This window comes from Streptomyces sp. NPDC029152 (assembly GCF_055564355.1).
This window is the reverse complement of the sequence record NZ_JBVHWR010000001.1, coordinates 751,288-771,126: the sequence shown is the minus strand read 5'-3', so window position 1 is coordinate 771,126 and position 19,839 is coordinate 751,288. Positions and strand designations below refer to the sequence as shown.

The window sequence follows — 19,839 nt, the reverse complement described above, 5'->3', positions numbered from 1 at the left end:
GAGCCCGGAACCCGCGCTACTGCACCACCGGTGTGAACCGCACCGGAAGCGCCGACAGCCCGCGCATCCAGATCGACGGTCGCCAGGTCAGCTCCTCCGGGTCCACCGCCAGCACCAGGTCGGGCAGCCGCTCCAGCAGCGTCTCGACCGCCGTCCGCGCCATCACGTCCGCGAGCAGGGGAGCCGGATAGGGGCAGCGGTGCTCGCCGTTGCTGAACGACAGGTGCGCGGCGTTCTCCGCGCCCACGTGCCCCTCCGGCCAGATCTGCGGGTCGGTGTTGGCCGCGGCCAGCCCCAGCACCAGGCAGTCACCGGCCCGGATCTGCCGGCCGCCCAGCTGGACGTCCCGTGCCGCCCACCGCCCGATGAAGTTCTGCGTCGGCGTGTCCAGCCACAGCACCTCGTTGAGCGCCTCGCCCACGCTGAGCCGGCCGCCCGACACGTTCACGGCGAACCGCTCGTCCGTCAGCAGCAGCCGTAGCGTGTTGCAGATCCAGTTCGCGGTCGGCTGCTGCGCCGCCGCGATCACGGAGATCAGGTCCTGGACGATCTCCTCGTCCGTCAGGCCCGCCGGGTGCGCCAGCATGCGCGAGGTGACGTCCGGGCCGGGGACGGCCCGCTTGTCCCGCACCAGCTGACGCAGCCGCTCCCCCACGCGCGCGTACGCCGCCACCGGGTCGTCGCCCTCGACGGCGTCCAGGGAGATCCGCAGGTCGTCGACGAGCCGGCGGGTGTCCTCGCCCGAGGTCGGCATCCCGCACATCTGCACCACGGTGCGCATCGGCAGGGCGTGCGCGTAGTCGGCCATCAGCTCCGCCCGGCCGCTGCCGGCGAACCGGGCGATGAGCTCGTCGGCGATCAGCAGGCAGTCGTGGGACAGCTCGAACTGGTCGATCCCCTCCAGCGCCTCGGTGATCACCCCGGCCCGCCGCCGGTGCTCCTCGCCCTCGGCGAAGAGCACCGACGGCTGGTACCCGACGAAGGGCAGCAGCGGCCAGTCCGGCGGGATGGCGTCCCACTGGTTCCAGCGCCGCGAGTCGCGCGCGAACAGCTCGTCGTGGCTGGTGACGTACGTGACCTCCGAGTACCCCAGCACGAGCCAGGCGGGGACGTCGCCGTCGAGCAGGACCGGCGCGACCGGACCGTGCTCCCGGCGCAGCGCGCGGTAGAGCTGCGACGGCGTCTGCTGGTACTCGAGCCCTCCGAGGCGCACCGCCCCGGCGTGGGCGGGGCAGCCCGGGGGCGCCGGTCGCGCGGAGGGGTAGCCGGAGTCGGTCACAGTGTCGCCTCCTGGGCGATGGCCATGTCGTGCAGGTGGTGGACGAGGGTGAGCAGGACATCCTTGCCGGACTGCCTGACCCGCGCGTCGCAGTCGACCATCGGCACGTGCGCGGGCAGGGCGAGCGCCTGGCGGATCTCGTCCAGGGAGTAGCGGACGCCGTCGTCGTCGAACCGGTTCACGGCCACCACGAAGGGCGTGCGGTGGTGTTCCAGCCGGTCGATCGCGTACCAGGAGTCGTCCATCCGCCGGGTGTCCACGAGGACCACGGCGCCCAGCGTTCCCGAGAACAGCCGGTCCCACAGGAACCAGAAGCGCTCCTGGCCGGGAGCTCCGAACAGGTACAGCACCATGCGGTCGTTGAGGGTGATCCGTCCGAAGTCGAACGCGACCGTCGTGGTGGTCTTCCCCGTCACCGCACCGGTCTCGTCGACGCCCACGCCGGCCTGGGTCATCACTTCCTCGGTGTTGAGCGGCCGGATCTCGCTCACGGAGCGGACGAGGGTCGTCTTTCCGACGCCGAATCCGCCCACGACGACGATCTTCAGACCGGTCTCCGCGGTGTCGTTCAGCGGTGTGCGGTGGGAGGGCGGCTCAGAGGTTGCGGAGCCCATGGAGCACCTCTTGGAGTAGGGCGGAATCAGGCAGGGAGGCGACGGACTGCGCCGTGCGCGGGTGGCGGGCGGTGATGCGGCCCGTGTCCAGCAGGTCGCCGAGCAGGATCCGCACCACCGTGACCGGCAGTGCGAGTTCCGCGGCGATCTCGACGACGGCGGTGGGGTGCCGGCACATCTCCAGGATCCGGGCGAGCTCCGACTGCATCCCCGGCACCGGACCGCTCTCGCTGACGACGAGGGTGACCAGGTCGAAGGACTCGTCGGCACGGCTGCGTCCACGGGTGACGGTGTAGAGCCGGTCGGGATCACCCGTGTCGACGGGCTTGCGCATCACGCGGTGCCGTTCGCCCTGGCCTGGCCCCGCGGCTCGGCCCGCAGGTGCTCGCCGATCTGCTCGACCAGCTCCGTCATCTGGTGGCCGACCACTCCGGGATCGGCGTCCTCCCCGGCGACGACGGCGAGGTGCGCCCCCTCGCCGGCCTCCACGATGAACAGCAGGCCGCCGTGGAACTCGGTCATCGACTGCCGGACCCCGCCGGTGCCGTCGCCGAACTCCATGGAGGCCCCTTGGGAGAGGGCCTGGATGCCGGAGCAGATCGCCGACAGCTGGTCGGCCTGGTCGAGCGTGAGGTGCTCGCTCCAGCAGAGCTTCAGACCGTCCCGGGACAGGACCAGGGCGTGGCGGGCGCCGGGGGTCTGGTCCAGGAGATTCTGCAGGAGCCAGCTGAGGCTGTTGTCGGTGGTCTGCATGATGGGTGATGGGACGGTGGTGCCCGGCTGACCGGCCACCGGCCCGTTCCTCCTATCTCACGAGCTCGAGCGGGAAGGGGGCGCCGTCGCTCCGGGCGCCGTACGGGAAGGGGGGATGACTAGGGAGCCGCGGGCGGCTCGGTTCCGGGCCGGGCGGCCGGTCCGGCGGTACCGTCCGCGGACTGCCGTGCGCGGTGGAAGGCGCCGAACCGCGAGCCCGCGTCGCGTGCCGGGCGCCGGGCCGGCGGTGCGTCGGCGGCCTGCGCGGACGCCGAGTGGCGCTGCTCGCGTTCGCGCTCCGCCTCGGCCATGGTGCGGCCGGGGGCTCGCACCGGCAGACCGTTCGGCGTGGTGCCGTCGGGCCGCCGGTGCCGTCGCTGGGCGGGCAGCTCGGGCCGGGCGGCGGGGGGCTCGGCGGCGGGCGGCAGTGCCGCGGCCGCGGGGCGCTCGCCGGCCGCCGGCAGTGCCGCGGCGGGACGCTCGTGGACCTCGGGCAACGGCGCGGGCGCGAGCGCCGTCGGCATGGCCTCGGGCCGGGGGGCCGTCCGGTGTGGGACCAGGTCGCGCTGCTGGGCGAGCAGGTGCAGGGGCAGCAGGACGACGACGCCGGTGCCGCCGCGGGAGGAGGGGCGGTAGTTGACGCTGATGCCGTACTTCACCGCGAGCCGGCCCACCACGGCGAGGCCGAGCCGGGTGCCCTGCAGCGAGGCCAGGTCGGTGACGCGGCCGGTCACGGCTTCCTCGGCGCGGCGCATCGCCGCGTCGGCCATCTTCAGGCCGCTGTCCTCGATGGTGACGACGATGCCGGCGCTGCGGTCCTCGACGTAGACGTGCACCTCGTCGATGGGCGGGGAGAAGTTCGCGGCGTTGTCCATCAGTTCGGCGAGCAGGTGCATCACGCCCTCGGCGGCGAAGCCGGAGACCGCGGCGCGGGTGGAGCAGTGCAGGCGCACCCGCTGGTAGGCGGAGATGCGGCCGACGGCGCCGCGCAGGATGCTCTCCATGACGATCGGCTTGTTCCAGGCGCGGCTGGACCTGCCGCCCATCAGCAGCGCCAGCCGGTCGGTCATCAGGCCGAGCTGGGAGGTGCTGTGGTCCAGCTTCAGCAGGTCGCCGAAGACCTCCTCGCCGTGCCGCTCCTGCATGTCCCGCAGGTCGGCGAGCATCCGCACGGCCTTGGCCTGGACGCGGCTGAGCGCCTTGGCGGAGGCGGCCTGGGCCGCGGCGGCGCGCCGCTCGCTGTGGGCGAGTTCGCGGATGAAGGACTCGGCCGGAATCCGCAGTTCCGGCAGTCGGGGCAGCTCGAACTCGGCGAGCACGGTGTCGGCGGACCGGCCCTCGCGCAGCCGGGCGACCGCGGCGGGCAGCGTCTCCTTCACGAAGCGCTCGTACTCGGCCCCCGCCCGGTCCATGTCGTCGCGCATCGTGCGGTACTCGCCGTCCAGGGCGGCCAGCCGCCGCACGTCCTCCTCGACGACCGCGGCGAACGTGTGGGTCAGCCGCTGGAGGTGCGGGTCGGACGACGGCGGGACGCTGGCCAGTACGTCGGCCGCGCTCGTGCCCTGCCGCAGACGCTCGGCCACGTCGGGCAGCGTCTGACCGGCCAGGTGGGACATCTCGACCGACAGCCGGGCCGCTTCGGCCCGGAGGCGGCCGTTCTCCGACTCCCGTTCGGCGGCCGCGCTGCGGGCCCGGTGGACCAGCCGGTGGGCGACGAGGACGGTGACGGTCACGCACACCCAGGCGACCACCACCACGGCCAGGACCCACGTGGAGGCGTCGGACGGTGCCAGGGCGACCGTCGCGCCGCCGGCGGCGGCGGTCGTCACCGGCACGACCGACCGTGCGGCGAGCGAGGTGCGCGGCGCCCCCGCCGGTCGGTGCTGGCTGGGCGGAGCAGGCACTGGCATGGAGCGGTCCCTCGGTCGGTGAGAGCAGGGGAATCGGGGTGACGGCACGAAGCAGCCGCGGGCCGGGAGAGAGGTCAGCCAACAGGAAGGCGATCTTCCGTCCAGGTACGGCTCATGCTAATCACCCTGACGTGCGGGAAAACCCCGCTTGTTGCATGGTCCGTCAGCAATCCGAGTTCGTCGCGAACCCATCGCTCGTACGCCCCGCTGTGGTATCCGGGACGAGGCCGGAGGAGCCCGGTCAAGGGCGGGAAGGCGGGCAGGAGCCGCACCGACGCGACGCCACATCGCCTCAACTGCCTGGGCTACACCGGTCCCCCGTCCGCACGAGCTGTCGATTTCCAGCCAACTATACGTACGCCGAGCCCCGTTGTACGCACGGGCCGTCGGATCGGCCGGGCCCCCGGGGTGGGGGAATGCCGTTGATCGTGGAGGTTCCGTGACGGCGGCCCGGGAAGGGGGGGGCAGACGAGTCGGGCTGTACGCCGGGTTCTGTTCCGGCGGGTCCTCGCGGGCCCGCCGGCGACGGCCATCCATCTAGGACCGGCGTTGCCACCGGCCTCCAGCGGTCTACCCGCGGACTCGGGCGGGCAGCCCTCGAACGTCCGCGCAGGGCCGCCCCTTCTCTCGAGGAGGCGTCCCCTCTTGACCTTGCTCCGGGTGGGGTTTACCTAGCTGCCCAGGTCGCCCTGGGCACTGGTGGTCTCTTACACCACCGTTTCACCCTTACCCGGGACCGGAGTCCCGGGCGGTCTGCTTTCTGTGGCACTGTCCCGCGGGTCACCCCGGGTGGCCGTTAGCCATCACCCTGCCCTGTGGAGCCCGGACGTTCCTCGGGAAGTCCCGTGAGGGTCTTCACGCGGCCGTCCGCCCGGCTCGTCTGCCGTGCCGACCATGGTACCCGGCGCACCTCCCGCCTCGGACCGGCGGCGGCCGTCGCGAGGACCGAGCCGGCCAGGATCAGGGTGAAGGCGACGCCGATGCCGAGGGTCAGGTCCTCGTCCAGGAAGAGGGCGCCCGCGGCGACGGCGACCGCCGGGTTGACGTAGGTGATGACGCCGGCCCGGGTCGGGCCGACCTCCTTGATCAACTCCAGGAAGGCCACGAAGGCGATCGCGGTGCAGACGACGCCGAGGCCGGTCAGGGCCGCCAGGACCTCGCCCGGGGGGAGGGCGGCGGGCCGGGTCAGGAAGGCGGCGGGGGCGTAGACGACGGCGGCCAGGGTGAGGCAGGGGGTGATGAGCTGGAGGGTGGGGACGTCCTTGAGGTGGCGGGCGGCTATCAGGGGGGCGGTGGCGTAGCCGACGACCGTCACCAGCACCTCGGCCAGTGAACGGGCGTCGCCGCCGGTGAGGTGCGGCACGGTGAGGACGGCGACGCCCCCGAGGCCGACGCCGAGTCCGGTGATCCGGCGGGCGCCGACCCGTTCCTCGGCGCCGAAGAAGCGGGCCAGGAGGACGGCGACGATGGGGACGCCCGCGATGAGCAGGCCGGCGGTGGAGCTGGAGAGGTGGCGTTCGGCGTCGGTGAGGGTCCACCAGGGGCCGATGATCTCGATGACGGCGAAGGCCAGCATCGGTGCCCAGTGCGCCCGGACCGTCCGGGCGAGGCCTCCCTGGCGGAGGGCGAAGGGGAGCAGGAGGGCGGCGCCGAGCGCGCACCGGGTGAACACGACCACGGACGGGGAGAGGTCCTCCACCGCCACCTTGATCATCAGATAGGGGATGCCCCAGACCACTCCCATCAGGGAGAACAGGGCCCAGCCGCGTGCAGTCATGGCGGCAGTCTGCGGGCCGCCCTCACCCGCCGTCTTGAACGCTGTTGCGGTACGCCGCCGGGGTCACGCCGAGGACGCGGCGGAACCAGCGCGTCAGGTGCGCCTGGTCGGCGAAGCCCACCAGGGCCGCCGCTTCGGCCGGGCGCAGCCCCGCGTCCAGGAGTCCGCGCGCCCTGGCCACCCGGTGCTGGGCCAGCCAGGCGTACGGCGGCATCCCCGTCGTCGTGCGGAAGGCGCGCAGGAGCTGGTAGCGGGACAGGCCGAGGTCCGTGGCGAGGGTCGCCAGGGAGGGCGGGGCGAGGAGCTCGTCGGCGAGGCGGTCGCGTACGACGCGGGCGATGCGGCCGGCGCCGGGGACCGCGTCGTCGGCCGCGCGGGCCGTGGAGTGGCGCCGGGCCAGGGCCGTGAGCAGCCAGGGGAGGCGGGACTCGGCCTCCAGCGGGTCGGGGTGGCGGGTCAGGCCGGTGTGGGCGGCGCGCAGGGCGCGGGCGAGTTCGGGGTCCTGGAGGACGGGTTCGCGGAAGTGCGGCAGGCCGCCGCGCGTGCCGTCGGCGAGCAGGGACGGCGCCGCGTACAGGGCGCGGTAGGAATAGCCGTCGGGGGCCGCGGGGCCGCCGGTGTGCACCTCGCCGGGTTCCAGGACGACGATGGATCCGGGCCCCGAGTGGATGTGCCCGCCCCGGTAGGCGATGACCTCCAGGCCGCCGACGGTGACGCCGACCGTGAACTCGTCGTGGGCGTGGGGGGCGTAGACGTGGCGGTCGAAACGGGCGGTGAGCAGGTCCAGGGGCGGCCCGTCCGTCCCCAGCCGTGCCCTGGTCCACCGTGCCTGCTCGCGTGCGGCCACCTTCCCACCCCCGTCCCAGGATGGTCAGAGGAAGTCGGCGGTGTCCAGGTCGAAGGAGAAGGGGGCGGGCAGAGTCAGCGGTTTCCCGAAGGCGACGGTGCAGTGCTGCCGGTAGTCGTCCTGGCCCGGATCGCTGAACAACGTGATCGACGACTCCTGACGGTCGACGAGCAGGTAGAACGGGATACCGCCGCGCGCATACGCACGGCGTTTGGCCTCGCGGTCGGCCCTCGGCTTGGTGGAGGTTACCTCCAGCACCAGAGAGACGCCGTCGCAGGGCATCCAGGGCTCGGCTCCGCGATAGAGCCGGGACGCCCTGGGCGCGAAGGTGCCGTCAGGGATGACGTGGTCCGCCAGGAGGCCGTCGGCGTTCCTCAGCTTGAGGCCCTTGTTGCCCGAGAACTGCATGCGGGTCGCGGAACCCCGGTACATCTGGTCCACGATCAGCTCGATGCAGTCCTCGTGGTCCCCATCCGGCGGCGGCGTCACGACGATCTCCCCTTCGATCAGCTCCGCCCGGAACCCCTCCGGGGTCTCCAGGGCGAGAAACCACTCCAGCAAGAGGTCCTGCGTGATCGGTTCGTGTGCCATGGCAGTCATGTCACGCCCCTCCTTCGGTCGCTCGCCAGACTGGGACATGGGGTGATCACCTGTACGAGAGATCGGGAACCGTTCCCTCGATCCTGGCACAGGATCACCGTCCCCGGGGGCGCGGCTCAGCGGACGTACGTCTCGAAGCCGGTGTCCGTGCAGTAGGTCGCCATGCGGCCCTCGGCGGCGGGGTCGGCGGTGTCGACCGCCAGGGCGGTGTCCCGGAGGACGTGGCTGCCGGACCGGTCGAGGCCCTCCCGGTCGAGCCGTCTCGCGGCGGCGAGGGCCGCGTATCCGGCGACGTCGGCGTTCTCGGACCGGGCCTTCGTCCGCTGCCAGGTCCCGAGGGCCAAGCAGTAGTGCTGTCGCGTCTCGTCGTCCCGCTCGGTGTCGCGGGAGGAGCAGCCGCTCGTCAGGCCGACGACGACCACGGCCGTCAGCGCTGTCGTGACGAGCGCTGTCGTGACGGTCCGCGCCCTGTTCCCGCGCCGCATGAGAAGCCCCTCCCCCGTGCTCGCTTCCGGTGAGTACGGGCCGCCGGGTCCGCCGGACGCACCCCGTACCCTGACCGGGAGCTTGGAGTGAAGGAGTGCCTGTGCTTGTCCTGCTGCCGCCGTCCGAGGGGAAGGCCGCGTCCGGCCCGGGCGCCCCGCTGGAGCCCGGGACGCTGTCCCTCCCGGGGCTGACGCCCGCCCGCGAGACCGTCCTCGCCGAGCTGGTCGAGCTGTGCGCCGCCGACGAGGAGAAGGCGCGCGAGGTGCTGGGGCTGAGCGAGGGGCTGCGCGGCGAGGTGGCCAAGAACGCGGAGCTGCGGACGGCCGGGGCGCGGCCCGCCGGGGAGATCTACACCGGTGTGCTCTACGACGCCCTGGACCTGGCCTCCCTGGACACCGCCGCCCGGGAGCGTGCCGCGCGGTCGCTGCTGGTGTTCTCCGGGCTGTGGGGTGCCGTGCGGGTGACCGACCGGATCCCCTCCTACCGGTGCTCGATGGGCGTGAAGCTCCCCGGGGTGGGGGCCCTGGGCGCCTTCTGGCGGGCGCCGATGGCCGAGGTGCTGCCCGAGGCCGCCGGGGACGGGCCGGTGCTGGACCTGCGGTCGGCGGCGTACGCGGCGGCGTGGAAGCCGAAGGGGGAGGTGGCCGGACGGACCGCCTCGGTGCGGGTGCTGCACGCGCCGACCCGGAAGGTGGTCAGCCACTTCAACAAGGCGACGAAGGGGCGGATCGTGCGCAGCCTGCTGTCGTCCGGGAGCGCGCCCGAGGGGCCGGCGGAGCTGGTGGGGGCGCTGCGCGACCTGGGGTACGTGGTGGAGGCCGAGGCGCCGGCGAAGGCGGGGAAGCCGTGGTCGCTGGACGTGCTGGTGGAGGAGGTCCACTGACCGGACCGCACCAGCGTTGCATCCTGCGCAACGTCGATTGCAGAGGATGCTACCGGAGGGCACGATGAGGTCATGACCTCACCGCTGCCCTCCTCCCCGCTGCCCGCGTCCCCCTCCGCCTCGGTCCTCGGCCTGGCGCCCGTCGTCCCCGTCGTGGTCGTCGACGACCTCTCGGACGCCGTGCCGCTGGCCCGGGCGCTCGTGGCCGGCGGGCTGCCCGCCATCGAGGTCACGCTGCGGACGCCGGTCGCCGTCGACGCGATCCGGGCGATCGCCGGCGAGGTGCCGGACGCGGTGGTCGGCGCGGGCACGGTCATCACGCCGGAGCAGGTCGGCGAGGTGGTGGCGGCCGGGGCGCGGTTCCTGGTGAGCCCGGGGTGGACGGAGTCGCTGCTGGCGGCGATGCGGGCGTCCGGGGTGCCGTTCCTGCCGGGGGTGTCGACCACGTCGGAGGTGGTGGCGCTGCTGGAGCGCGGGGTGCGGGAGATGAAGTTCTTCCCCGCCGAGGCCGCGGGCGGCACCGCCTACCTCAAGGCGCTCGCCGCCCCGCTGCCGCAGGCCCGTTTCTGCCCGACCGGCGGCATCGGAGCGGACTCCGCGCCGCGGTACCTCGCACTGCCCAACGTCGGCTGCGTCGGGGGGAGCTGGATGCTGCCGAAGGACGCCGTCGCCGGGCGCGACTGGGCGCGGGTCGAGGCGCTGGCCCGCGAGGCGGCGGGGCTCAGCGCAGGTGGGACGTGTCGTTGAACAGGCGGACGCTGGCGCCGCCGTCGGCGTAGTACGCCACGGCCGACAGCGAGGCCGCCGACAGTTCCATGCGGAACAGCGACTCGGGCGGGGCGCCGAGGGCGAGCTGGACGAACGTCTTGATCGGCGTCACGTGCGAGACCAGCAGGACGGTGCGGCCCGCGTGGGCGGAGACCAGCCTGTCGCGGGTGGCCGCGATGCGGGTGCCGGTCGCCGTGAAGCTCTCACCGCCGCCGGTCGGCTCGGCGTCCGGGGAGGCCAGCCAGGCGTTCAGGTCGTCCGGGTAGCGCTCGCGGACCTCGGCGAAGGTGAGTCCCTCCCAGGCGCCGAAGTCGGTCTCGCGCAGGCCCTCCTCGACCGTCACCTCCAGGCCGAGGCGGGCGGCGACGACGGCGGCGGTCTCGCGGGTGCGGGCCAGCGGGGACGTGACGATCGCCTGGACGGTGCCGCGCCGGGCGAGGCCCTCGGCGACCCTGGCGGCCTGCTCGCGGCCGACGGCGGACAGCGAGGGGTCGCTGCCGCCGCTCCCGGAGAACCGCTTCTGCGGCGTCAGGGGCGTCTCCCCGTGCCGGAGCAGCACGAAGGTGGCGGGGGCGCCCAGGTCGGGCGGGCCCCAGCCGGGCGAGGCCACGGTCCTGGCGGCCCGTACGTCGCCGTCGGCGGAGGCGCCGGCATCGGCGGCGGTGCCAAAGGAGCGGGCGCCCGGCTCGTCCTCGGCGCGACCGCCCCGGGCGGCGCGGACGCCCCCGGTGGTGCCGGCATCACGCCCGGCCGGTTCGGCGGCCCGTGCGGCGGCACCCGCGGCGGCCCGGCGGCCGCCCGCGACGGGCTCCGCCTCGCCCCCGGCGCGACCGCCCCGGGCGGCGCGGACGCCCCCGGCCGCCGCGTCCAGGTCCGCCGTGGACGCCGACGGCGACCACTGCTCGCCGCGGGCCCCCGCGTCCATCGCCTCGTTGGCCAGACGGTCGGCGTGCTTGTTGCTCGCCCGGGGGATCCACTCGTAGGTCACCCGGCCGGGCGGGAAGACGCGCGCCGCCTCGGCCGCGAGCGGCTTCATGTCGGGGTGCTTGATCTTCCAGCGGCCCGACATCTGCTCGACGACGAGCTTGGAGTCCATCCGGACGTGGACGGACGCCGACGGGTCCAGCTCGCGGGCGGCGCGCAGGCCGGCCAGCAGGCCCCGGTACTCGGCGACGTTGTTCGTGGCGACGCCGAGGTACTCGGCGGCCTCGGCCAGGGTCTCCCCCGTCACCGCGTCGCTCACCACCGCGCCGTAGCCCGCGGGCCCCGGGTTGCCCCGCGACCCGCCGTCGGCCTCCACCACGAACTCCCGCGCCGGACCCGCCGCCGGATCCGCCCCCGCGCTCGCCACCGGACCGGCCCCCTACAGCCCGGAGTCGGCCGTGCGCACGAGGATGCGGCGGCAGTTCTCGCAGCGTACGACCGTGTCGGGCGCCGCCGAGCGGATCTCGCTCAGCTCGGTGATGGCCAGCTCCTGGCGGCACCCCTGGCAGCTGCGCTGGTACAGCTTGGCCGCGCCGACGCCGCCCTGCTGCTCGCGCAGCTTGTCGTAGAGCTTCAGCAGGTCCGCGGGGATCGTGGCCGCGACGACCTCGCGCTCCTTGGTCACCGAGGCCGCCTCGCCGTCGAGCTGCTCGACGGCCGCGTCCCGGCGCCCGGCGGCGTCGTCGATCTTCGCCTGGACGGAGGCGACCCGTCCGGTCAGCTCGTCGACGCGCTCCTGCGCGGACTCGCGGCGCTCCATCACCTCCAGGACGACGTCCTCGAGGTCGCCCTGCCGCTTGGCGAGGGAGGCGATCTCGCGCTGGAGGTTCTCCAGGTCCTTCGGGGAGGTGACGGCACCGGAGTCCAGGCGCTGCTGGTCGCGGGCGGCGCGCCGGCGCACCTGGTCCACGTCCTGCTCGGCCTTGGTCTGCTCGCGGGCGCAGTCGCTCTCCTCGGTCTGCGCGGCGACGAGCAGGTCGCGCAGCTGGGTGAGGTCCTTGGTCAGTGACTCGATCTCGGCGTGCTCGGGCAGCGACCGCTTCTTGTGCGCGAGCTGCTGGAGGCGGACGTCGAGGCCCTGGACGTCGAGGAGTCGGATCTGGTCGGCGGGCGCGGCGTTCAGTTGGGGGCTCCCATGGTGTCGGCTGTGGTGGTGGACGCCGCGTGGGCGGTCCAGGGGTCGGTGACCGTCCTGGAGACGTGGACCCTCAGGTCCCATCCGTTGCGGTCGGAGATCTCGTCGAGCTGGGCTGCGGCCAGCTCGCACCAGGGCCATTCGGTGGCCCAGTGCGCGGCGTCGAGCAGCGCGAGAGAGCTGTGGGCGCGGGCCTCCGAGACCGGGTGGTGGCGCAGGTCCGCGGTGAGGAAGGCGTCGACGCCGGCCGCCCGCACGTGGTCGAAGAGGCTGTCGCCGGAGCCGCCGCTGACGGCGACCGTGCGGACCACGGCCTCGGGGTCGCCGGCGACGCGGATGCCCTGCGCGGTGGCGGGCAGCCGTTCGGCGGCGCGGGCGGCGAGTTCGCGGACGGTGAGCGGGTGCTCCAGTTCGCAGACGCGGCCCAGGCCGCGGCGGCCCTCGGGGTCGGACGGGTCCGGCACCAGGGGGCGCAGGACGCGCAGGTCGAGCGCGCCGGCCAGCGCGTCGGAGACGCCCGGGTCGGCGGTGTCGGCGTTGGTGTGGGCGACGTGCAGCGCGACGTCGTTCTTGATGAGCGTGTGCACCACGCGGCCCTTGAAGGTGGAGGCCGCGACCGTCGTCGTCCCGCGCAGGTACAGCGGGTGGTGGGTGACGAGCAGGCCGGCGCCCAGCCTCACCGCCTCGTCGACGACCTCCTGGACGGGGTCGACGGCGAACAGGACCCGGGAGACCTCCTGGTCGGGGTCGCCCGTGACGGTGCCGACCGCGTCCCAGGACTCGGCCCGCTCGGCGGGCCACAGGTTCTCCAGCGCGGCGATGACTTCTGACAGACGGGGCACGAACGCAAGGCTACCCGGAGCTTCTGGGCCGCTGTACCCGCCGCGTGCCGTCCCGGGCGCACCGGTGCCGCGCAGCACACCCCTCGCCCTTCCCTCAGGCGAATCGTTCCTGTGCCACACGTATGTGTGATGGGGGCGCTCTCCGCCCCCCGCCTGTGCGTACGAAAACTACCTTCGTCGCCGGAGGTGACCGAACGATGACGGTCTGTGCTACCGAGCCTTCGGCGGCCCGCGAGGACGGTGGTCCGGAGAACGACGGGACACCGCAGGCGGACTGCGCCATCACCGCGGAGGGTGCCTACGCCGCGCGCCTCGCCCCGGCCGGCGACTGCTGGTACCCGGAGCGCTGGACCCTGGACGGTCCGGAGCCGTACGCGGTGCCGTTGCCCGGCGACCAGCCGGAGGAGCCCGGCACCGAGGTGCAGCCGATGGCCGACGGGCGGGTCCTGGTCCACCGCGTCGCGGCCGGGCGGCACCTGTTCGCGCTGCTGTACCCGACCGGTCCGGGCACCGGTGAGCAGCCGCTCGGCGCGGTCGAGTGCCCCGACGGCGCCGGCCCGCTGCGGCTGCTGCCGCCGGTGCCGGGCGGCGAGCGGGCGTACGCCCTGGCCGCCGGGCCGCGTTCGACGGCGCTGTGGCAGGTGGCGGGGGGCGCTTCCGGCCCCGAGCACCTCGCGGAGATCCCCGGCCGCTGTTCGGGCGGGGTCTGGCTGGACCGCGAGGGACGGATGCTGGCCGTGGACCGGGAGACCGGCGGGCGCACCAAGGCGGTCGTGGTGGACCTGGGGTGCGGCGGCGAGGTGTCGCCGCTGCTGCAGATCGCCGCGGACAGCGACGACCGGATACTGCTGGCCGACCCGGACAGCGGGCTGGTGCTGGTCCGCTCGGACGCGCCCTCGCCGGGGCACGCCCGGCTGGGCTGGGGCGTGCTGGGCAGCACCCTGCCGGTGCGGTTCCCGGAGTGCCTGCGGCTGCCGGACTGCGCCGTGACGCCGTTCGCGGTGCAGCCGGGTCAGATGCTCACGCCGGAGCGCTGCGCGGTGGCGTTCCGGGTGGACGGCGCGCGGGGCAGCTGGGTCGCGGTGTGGCGGCCCGCCGAGCGGCGGGTGCGGCATCTCGCGGCGCCCGAGGGCTGGTTGACGGGGGCCGGGGTGTGGACGGCGGGCGGCGAGCTGCATCTGCCGTACGCCACCCGGGAATCACCGTGCGGGGTGGCGCGGCTGACGGTGCCCTTCACCGAGGACGGGCGGGCGGACGGCGCGGAGCGTCCGGCTCCGGCCGGGGCGGCGGAAGCGGAGGCTCTGACCCCCGTTCCGTCGCGCCCGGTTCCGCTGCAACAGGCCCCGTTGGCACGGCTTGTAACGAACTAGTCCCGGTCGGCGTGGTCGCCTGGATCCGGGCCGTGGTGTGCCGGTTACACTCGCCCGGCTGTAGGAAAGATCATGTTGACGGGGTGAATTCCTTCCGATGAACGACGCCAGCACGACCCAGCCGTTCCAGGCCGCCGGTGCCGACGTTCGCGAGACCGACACCGGCCACGGCCGGCACCGTGGACCGGTCTCCAGCCAGGACGGCGCGGCCACGCCGCGCGGCCGCCACCGCAAGCCGGTGGAGGAGGCCGAACCGGCGGCCTGACGGCACGCCGGACACCACGGGAGACACGGCCCCGCCCGTCGCGTGCGACGGGCGGGGCCGTCGTCGTCGCCGGCCCGGGTCCCGCGGTCAGTCGTGGCGTACGACGGTGTCGGCGAGGACGGCCACGTCGTCCCTCCCCCGCTCCCGGGGGTCCCCCGTGACGGCGCTCACGGACGCCCGTACGACGGTGTCGTCCGCCCGCCACAGCCGCACCCGCAGGGTCTCCCCCGGGTACACGACCCCGGTGAAGCGCGTGCGGTACTCGCGCACCCGGGTCACGTCGCCGTCGAGCAGCGCGTCGACGACCGCCTTGAGCGTGCTGCCGTAGGTGCACAGGCCGTGCAGGACGGGCCGGCCGAAGCCGGCGCGCGCGGCGAACCCGGGGTCGGCGTGCAGGGGGTTGAGGTCGCCGGACAGCCGGTACAGCAGGGCCTGGTCCTCGCGCACGGGGCGCTCCACGACCAGGTCGGGCTCCCCGGCCGGCGGCGGCGCCGGCCGCCCGGACGGGCCGCGCTCACCGCCCCACCCGCCCTCCCCCCGGACGAAGACCTCGGCCTCCTCGGTCCACAGCGGGCCCTCGGCGTCCGCGGCCTCGGTGCGCAGGACGAGGACGGCGGCCGTGCCCTTGTCGTACGCGGCGACGACGCGCGAGGTGGCGGTCGCCCGGCCCCGCGCCGGGACGGGCCGGTGGATCCGCAGGCTCTGTCCGCCGTGCAGGACGCGGGCGAGGTCGACGTCGACACCGGGCACGGACAGCGCGCGGATCACCCCCGGGGGCCCGCCGCCCGCGACGGTGGCGAAGCTCGGCAGGACACGCAGCCGGGACTCCAGGGTGTAGCGCAGCTCGCGCGGGTCGGTGGCGGGGACGCCGGCGCCGATGCCGAGGTGGTAGAGCTGGACGTCCTCGTGGTCCCAGGTGATCTCGCGGACGCGGGGTGCGGCGGCGAGCGCCTGGGCTGCGTCGATGGGCATGCGTCTCCGTACGTCGTCGGGTGGCCCGGTCGTGGACGGCGACGACCGTACGGGACGGCGGCCGCCCGGGACACGTGTCCCGTGGGGGTGCGGACAGCCGCGCCTGCCGTCCGTCCCGCCCCGTCCGCGTCCTCCTCGCCGGGGGCCGGGGCACGGTGCGCGGCGCCCTCGCGCCGTTGCCGGGGGACGCCGCCGAGCCGCGCGAGGCCCGCCGGCGGGGCCGGCCCCGGCCGCGGCGCCCGCCCGGCCCTCGGACAGGGGTGTGTCAAGAGAAGGTCAAGAAATAGTTAGGGACTCGAAGCAACGGAATAGGTGCCCGGGCGCACGAGGTTCAGCCTGCACACATCAAGCAGAACGACGCGTTCGCCGAACCCGGCCCGGAGGCCCCACTCAATGTCCCAGACGACGACCGACGAGCCCGCCCGGCCAGTGAGCGGGGCCACCGTCCCGGTGCTCGCCTTCGCGGGCATCGTCGTCGCGGTGATGCAGACCCTGCTCGTCCCGGTCATCAAGGATCTTCCCCGACTCCTGGACACCACACCCAGCAACGCCACCTGGGTCCTGACCTCCACGCTCCTGTCCGGAGCCGTCGCCACGCCGATCATGGGCCGCCTCGGCGACCTGTACGGCAAGCGGCGCATGCTGATCGTCAGCCTGGCCGTGATGGTGGCCGGCGCGCTGGTCAGCGCCGTCACCGACGCCCTGCTGCCCATGATCGTCGGCCGTACGCTCCAGGGCTTCGCGATGGGCGCGATACCCCTCGGCATCGGCCTCATGCGCGACATGCTGCCGCGCGAGCGGCTCGGCTCGGCGATGGCCCTCATGAGCTCCTCGATCGGCGTCGGCGGCGGTCTCGCGCTGCCCGCCGCCGCACTGGTCGCCCAGCACACGGACTGGCACGCCCTGTTCTACGGCGCCGCCGGCCTCGGCGTCCTCTCCATCGCCCTGGCCCTCCTCGTCGTACCGGAGTCCCCGCTGCGCGCGAAGGGCTCCTTCGACCTGCCCGGCGCGCTCGGCCTCTCCGCCGGCCTGGTCCTCCTCCTGCTGCCGGTCACCAAGGGCAGCGACTGGGGCTGGGGGTCGGCCACCACGCTCGGCCTGTTCGCCGCCGCCGTCGTCGTCCTGCTGCTGTGGGGCCTGATGGAGCTGCGCGTCGCGGCCCCGCTGGTCGACCTGCGCACCACGGCCCGCCGCGAGGTGCTCCTCACCAACCTCGCCTCGATCATGGTGGGCGTCGCCTTCTACGTCGTCTCCCTGGTCCTGCCCCAGCTCCTCCAGCTGCCCTCCGCCACCGGCTACGGCCTCGGCCGGTCGATGGTCGTCGCGGGCCTGTGCGTGGCCCCGCTGGGCCTGACGATGATGTTCACCGCGCCGGTGTACGCCCGGCTGTCGGCCCGCTACGGCCCGCGCACCACCCTGATCATCGGCCTGCTGGTCATCGCCGTCGGCTACGGCGGCGGCCTCGGCCTGATGAGCGCCGCCTGGCAGACCGTCGTCACCTCGGTGCTGCTCGGCGCCGGCATCGGCCTCGCCTACTCGTCGCTGCCGGCGCTGATCGTGGGCGCCGTCCCGGCCTCGGAGACGGGCGCGGCCAACGGTCTCAACACCCTGATGCGGTCCATCGGCACGTCGGTGTCGAGCGCCGTCATCGGCATGGTGCTCGCCAACACCTCGACCACCGTCGGGGGCGTGGCGGTCCCGACCATGCACGGCTTCCGGGTCTCCTTCCTGATCGCGACCGTCGCGGTCGCGGCCGGCCTCGTGCTGGCCTTCTTCCTGCCCCGCAGGCGCCCGGCGGCCACCACGCAGCTGCGCGCGAGCAGCGAGGAGGACGCGAACCTGGCCCGCGCCGAGGAGGCGCTGCGGGGCTTCCGCGGCCGGGTGCTGGCCGCCGACGGCGCGCCCGTCGCCCGCGCCAAGGTCACGCTGATCGACCGCCACGGCCGCCAGGCGGGCGCGACCCTGACCGCCGGGGACGGCAGCTACACGCTCGCCGTGCCCGCCGAGGGGCCGTACGTGCTGGCCGCCCGCGCCGCGGGCCACGGTCCGCTCGCCCACGCGGCGACCCACGGGGGCGACGAGCGCCCGGTCGACCTGGACCTGTCCCTGCCGGGCGACACCGTCTCCGCCTGACCCGCGCCGCCCGCCCGTCCGCACCCCCTGTCGCACCGCGCGGCGGGGGGTGCGGCAGCATGGGCGCCTGCACGCACGTACGACCGGGAGGAACCCCATGCCCGCGGCACCCACGCCGGAGATCCTGGCCGCCTTCGACGCCGCGAAGGGGTTCATGCCCGCGCACGAGGGACTGGCGCTGTACGCGGCGGCGGCCGAGGCGGGCGGGCTCGGACTGCCGCTCCTGGAGGTCGGCACGTACTGCGGGCGCTCCACCCTCCTGATCGCCGACGCGGCCCGCCGGGCCGGGGTCACCGCGCTCACCGTCGACCACCACCGGGGCAGCGAGGAGCAGCAGCCGGGCTGGGACTACCACGACCCGGAGACGGTCGACGCCGAACTCGGCGTGATGGACACGCTCCCCGCCTTCCGCCGCACCCTGCACCGGGCCGGCCTGGAGGAGCACGTGGTGGCCCTCGTCGGCCGCTCGCCCCAGGTCGCGGCCCTCTGGAACTCCCCCCTCGGCCTGGTCTTCGTCGACGGCGGCCACACCGACGAGCACGCCAACGCCGACTACGAGGGCTGGGCCCCGCACGTGGCCGACGGCGGTCTGCTGGTCATCCACGACGTCTTCCCGGACCCGGCCGACGAGTTCACCGGCCAGGCCCCGTACCGCGTCTACCTCCGGGCCCTCGCGTCCGGCGCGTTCACCGAGGTCTCGGCGACCGACTCGCTGCGCGTGCTGCGGCGGACGGGCAGGGGAGTCTGAGGGCGCCCCGGACGCGTCCGTGTGCGATCGTTCGGCCATGAGCAGTGACTACGACCGCGTCCGCACCGGTATCGAGTTCATGACCGCCTACGTCTCCGGGGACGACCTGCTGGCCGAGTACGTCGCCGAGCGGCGCCGTGAGGACCCGCTGGCGACGGAGGCCCTGATGGACGGCGCGGCGGCGCTCTGCGCCCAGTTGCTGCGCACCATGGCCCGCGTGACGGGCAAGACCGAGCACGAGCTGCTGCAGGAGCTGGCGCGCGGCACCTACCGGCACGAGCAGCAGTCCGGGGACGACTGACCGGTCGCCCGGCCGCCGCCCCGGTCCGGCCCGTCGGCGGGGGCGGGGGCGAGCGCGGTGGGGGCCCTGCGGGGCACGCCCGCGGCCTCTAAGGTGGCTGACGTGTCGTACACAGGCCCGGACTTCGATCCTCCCCAGCCCCGCCGTTCCCCCCTGCGCCGCCCGCTGACCGTGGCGGTCGCCGCGCTCGTCCTCGGCGCGCTGCTCGGGTGGGGGGTGTACGCCGCGGTCGGCGGCCCGGACGGCGGGGGCGGCGGTGCGGACCGGGCGGCCGGTGCGCCGGCGTCGTCCGCCGGCGGTTCCGCCTCCCGGACCGAGGACGCCGGGACACCCGCCGGCACGTCCTCCCCGTCCGCGGACGGCACGCCCTCCGCCTCCGCCTCCCGCGGTCCGCGGACGTCCGCGCCCGCCGCCGGAACGGGGCCGCTGCAGGGCAAGGTCGTCGTCATCGACCCCGGGCACAACCCGGGCAACTTCCGGCACCCGTCCGAGATCAACCGCCCGGTGGACATCGGAACGAACCGCAAGGAGTGCGACACGACGGGCACGTCCACCGACGCGGGCTGGCCCGAGGCCGAGTTCACCCTCGACGTGGCCCGCCGGCTGCGCGCGCTCCTGGAGGAGCAGGGCGCCACGGTGAAGCTGACGCAGGACGACGACCGCCCCTACGGGCCCTGCGTGGACGAGCGGGCCCGGATCGGCAACGAGGCGCGTGCGGACGCCGCGATCTCCATCCACGCCGACGGCGCGGGGGCCGGCGACCGCGGCTTCCACGTCATCCTGCCGGGCGCGGTGCACGAGGGCGCCGCCGACACCCGCGCCATCGTCGCCCCCTCCGCCGAGCTCGGCCGGCGCATCGCGGGCAACTTCGTCCGCGTCACGGGCACCGCGCCCGCCAACTACCTCGGCGGCGGCACCGGCCTGGTCACGCGCACGGACCTGGGCGGTCTCAATCTGTCAACGGTTCCCAAGGTGTTCATCGAGTGCGGCAACATGCGCGACGGCGAGGACGTGGCGTTGCTGACCAGCGGCGGCTGGCGGCAGAAGGCGGCACAGGGGATGTCCGAGGGAATCGTGAGTTTCCTGCGCGGGTAGCGGTCGCCGCCCGGATCCCTGCGGACAGCCCCGTGTGCGGACGATAGTGTCGTCCGTACGATGAGGGGTCACCCCCG

20 protein-coding genes, 1 other RNA gene and 1 pseudogene are annotated in these 19,839 nt (G+C 74.6%); 8 read left to right on the top strand and 14 right to left on the bottom strand.

Annotation, left to right across the window (positions count from 1 at the left end):
• Positions 1 to 16 precede the first annotated feature (16 nt).
• The 10 genes and pseudogenes from ACZ4V6_RS03385 to ACZ4V6_RS03340 all read right to left on the bottom strand — a co-directional run bounded on the left by ACZ4V6_RS03385 (position 17) and on the right by ACZ4V6_RS03340 (position 8,265).
• The gene (locus tag ACZ4V6_RS03385) at positions 17 to 1,279 is read right to left on the bottom strand and encodes a cytochrome P450 (protein ID WP_467822059.1); all 1,263 of its coding nucleotides are present in this window, start codon (positions 1,277 to 1,279) and stop codon (positions 17 to 19) included.
• Positions 1,276 to 1,893: a GTP-binding protein gene (locus ACZ4V6_RS03380; RefSeq protein WP_467822057.1), complete on the bottom strand. Its 618-nt coding sequence runs from the start codon at positions 1,891 to 1,893 to the stop codon at positions 1,276 to 1,278. The genes ACZ4V6_RS03385 and ACZ4V6_RS03380 overlap by 4 nt, the downstream gene beginning before the upstream one ends.
• A complete protein-coding gene (locus tag ACZ4V6_RS03375; RefSeq protein WP_385469967.1) occupies positions 1,874 to 2,230 on the bottom strand; it encodes a DUF742 domain-containing protein in 357 nt (118 codons plus the stop codon). The genes ACZ4V6_RS03380 and ACZ4V6_RS03375 overlap by 20 nt, the downstream gene beginning before the upstream one ends.
• The gene (locus tag ACZ4V6_RS03370; RefSeq protein ID WP_467822055.1) at positions 2,227 to 2,646 is read right to left on the bottom strand and encodes a roadblock/LC7 domain-containing protein; all 420 of its coding nucleotides are present in this window, start codon (positions 2,644 to 2,646) and stop codon (positions 2,227 to 2,229) included. The genes ACZ4V6_RS03375 and ACZ4V6_RS03370 overlap by 4 nt, the downstream gene beginning before the upstream one ends.
• 119 nt (positions 2,647 to 2,765) lie before the next feature.
• Complete coding sequence (locus ACZ4V6_RS03365; protein ID WP_467822053.1) at positions 2,766 to 4,556, bottom strand: sensor histidine kinase; 1,791 nt, start codon at positions 4,554 to 4,556, stop codon at positions 2,766 to 2,768.
• Between the two features lie 465 nt (positions 4,557 to 5,021).
• An RNA gene (gene rnpB, locus ACZ4V6_RS03360) (RNase P RNA component class A) lies at positions 5,022 to 5,435 on the bottom strand.
• Positions 5,436 to 5,505: 70 nt separating this feature from the next.
• Positions 5,506 to 6,333: pseudogene (locus ACZ4V6_RS03355) on the bottom strand (DMT family transporter); the annotation flags it as partial.
• Between the two features lie 22 nt (positions 6,334 to 6,355).
• Entirely contained in the window at positions 6,356 to 7,180 is an 825-nt protein-coding gene (locus ACZ4V6_RS03350; protein ID WP_467822051.1) for an AraC family transcriptional regulator, read from the bottom strand.
• Between the two features lie 24 nt (positions 7,181 to 7,204).
• Positions 7,205 to 7,771 carry a Uma2 family endonuclease gene (locus tag ACZ4V6_RS03345; protein ID WP_467822239.1) on the bottom strand — a complete coding sequence of 189 codons (567 nt, stop codon included), beginning with the start codon at positions 7,769 to 7,771 and terminating at the stop codon, positions 7,205 to 7,207.
• A 125-nt stretch (positions 7,772 to 7,896) separates the two neighbouring features.
• Positions 7,897 to 8,265, bottom strand: a complete 369-nt coding sequence (locus ACZ4V6_RS03340; protein WP_467822049.1) for a hypothetical protein — start codon at positions 8,263 to 8,265, stop codon at positions 7,897 to 7,899.
• A gap of 101 nt (positions 8,266 to 8,366) precedes the next feature.
• On the opposite strand from ACZ4V6_RS03340, the gene yaaA reads away from it, so the two are divergent.
• Together yaaA and eda are read left to right on the top strand one after the other, a co-directional pair.
• On the top strand, positions 8,367 to 9,149 hold the full coding sequence (gene yaaA / locus ACZ4V6_RS03335) for a peroxide stress protein YaaA (RefSeq protein WP_467822238.1): 783 nt from the start codon (positions 8,367 to 8,369) through the stop codon (positions 9,147 to 9,149).
• A gap of 72 nt (positions 9,150 to 9,221) precedes the next feature.
• Complete coding sequence (gene eda, locus ACZ4V6_RS03330; RefSeq protein WP_467822047.1) at positions 9,222 to 9,896, top strand: bifunctional 4-hydroxy-2-oxoglutarate aldolase/2-dehydro-3-deoxy-phosphogluconate aldolase; 675 nt, start codon at positions 9,222 to 9,224, stop codon at positions 9,894 to 9,896.
• On the opposite strand, the gene ACZ4V6_RS03325 is transcribed toward eda, so the two are convergent.
• The 3 genes from ACZ4V6_RS03325 to ACZ4V6_RS03315 are packed head-to-tail and all read right to left on the bottom strand — an operon-like array spanning position 9,871 to position 12,878.
• A complete protein-coding gene (locus ACZ4V6_RS03325) occupies positions 9,871 to 11,268 on the bottom strand; it encodes a bifunctional RNase H/acid phosphatase (protein WP_467822046.1) in 1,398 nt (465 codons plus the stop codon). The genes eda and ACZ4V6_RS03325 overlap by 26 nt on opposite strands.
• 12 nt (positions 11,269 to 11,280) lie before the next feature.
• Positions 11,281 to 12,024 carry a zinc ribbon domain-containing protein gene (locus tag ACZ4V6_RS03320; protein WP_467822236.1) on the bottom strand — a complete coding sequence of 248 codons (744 nt, stop codon included), beginning with the start codon at positions 12,022 to 12,024 and terminating at the stop codon, positions 11,281 to 11,283.
• Positions 12,021 to 12,878, bottom strand: a complete 858-nt coding sequence (locus ACZ4V6_RS03315) for a Nif3-like dinuclear metal center hexameric protein (protein ID WP_467822045.1) — start codon at positions 12,876 to 12,878, stop codon at positions 12,021 to 12,023. The genes ACZ4V6_RS03320 and ACZ4V6_RS03315 overlap by 4 nt, the downstream gene beginning before the upstream one ends.
• A gap of 197 nt (positions 12,879 to 13,075) precedes the next feature.
• Here ACZ4V6_RS03315 and ACZ4V6_RS03310 point away from each other — a divergent pair, with 197 nt between their 5' ends.
• Entirely contained in the window at positions 13,076 to 14,248 is a 1,173-nt protein-coding gene (locus tag ACZ4V6_RS03310) for a hypothetical protein (protein WP_467822044.1), read from the top strand.
• A 97-nt stretch (positions 14,249 to 14,345) separates the two neighbouring features.
• Entirely contained in the window at positions 14,346 to 14,513 is a 168-nt protein-coding gene (locus ACZ4V6_RS03305) for a hypothetical protein (RefSeq protein WP_467822042.1), read from the top strand.
• Positions 14,514 to 14,600: 87 nt separating this feature from the next.
• On the opposite strand, the gene ACZ4V6_RS03300 is transcribed toward ACZ4V6_RS03305, so the two are convergent.
• Positions 14,601 to 15,485: a MaoC/PaaZ C-terminal domain-containing protein gene (locus ACZ4V6_RS03300; RefSeq protein WP_467822040.1), complete on the bottom strand. Its 885-nt coding sequence runs from the start codon at positions 15,483 to 15,485 to the stop codon at positions 14,601 to 14,603.
• A gap of 393 nt (positions 15,486 to 15,878) precedes the next feature.
• Here ACZ4V6_RS03300 and ACZ4V6_RS03295 point away from each other — a divergent pair, with 393 nt between their 5' ends.
• The 4 genes from ACZ4V6_RS03295 to ACZ4V6_RS03280 all read left to right on the top strand — a co-directional run bounded on the left by ACZ4V6_RS03295 (position 15,879) and on the right by ACZ4V6_RS03280 (position 19,762).
• Complete coding sequence (locus ACZ4V6_RS03295; RefSeq protein WP_467822038.1) at positions 15,879 to 17,618, top strand: MFS transporter; 1,740 nt, start codon at positions 15,879 to 15,881, stop codon at positions 17,616 to 17,618.
• 97 nt (positions 17,619 to 17,715) lie between these two features.
• Positions 17,716 to 18,366 carry a class I SAM-dependent methyltransferase gene (locus ACZ4V6_RS03290; RefSeq protein WP_467822037.1) on the top strand — a complete coding sequence of 217 codons (651 nt, stop codon included), beginning with the start codon at positions 17,716 to 17,718 and terminating at the stop codon, positions 18,364 to 18,366.
• A gap of 37 nt (positions 18,367 to 18,403) precedes the next feature.
• Positions 18,404 to 18,667: a hypothetical protein gene (locus ACZ4V6_RS03285; RefSeq protein ID WP_403518028.1), complete on the top strand. Its 264-nt coding sequence runs from the start codon at positions 18,404 to 18,406 to the stop codon at positions 18,665 to 18,667.
• A gap of 102 nt (positions 18,668 to 18,769) precedes the next feature.
• Complete coding sequence (locus tag ACZ4V6_RS03280) at positions 18,770 to 19,762, top strand: N-acetylmuramoyl-L-alanine amidase (protein ID WP_467822035.1); 993 nt, start codon at positions 18,770 to 18,772, stop codon at positions 19,760 to 19,762.
• Positions 19,763 to 19,839: the final 77 nt, after the last annotated feature.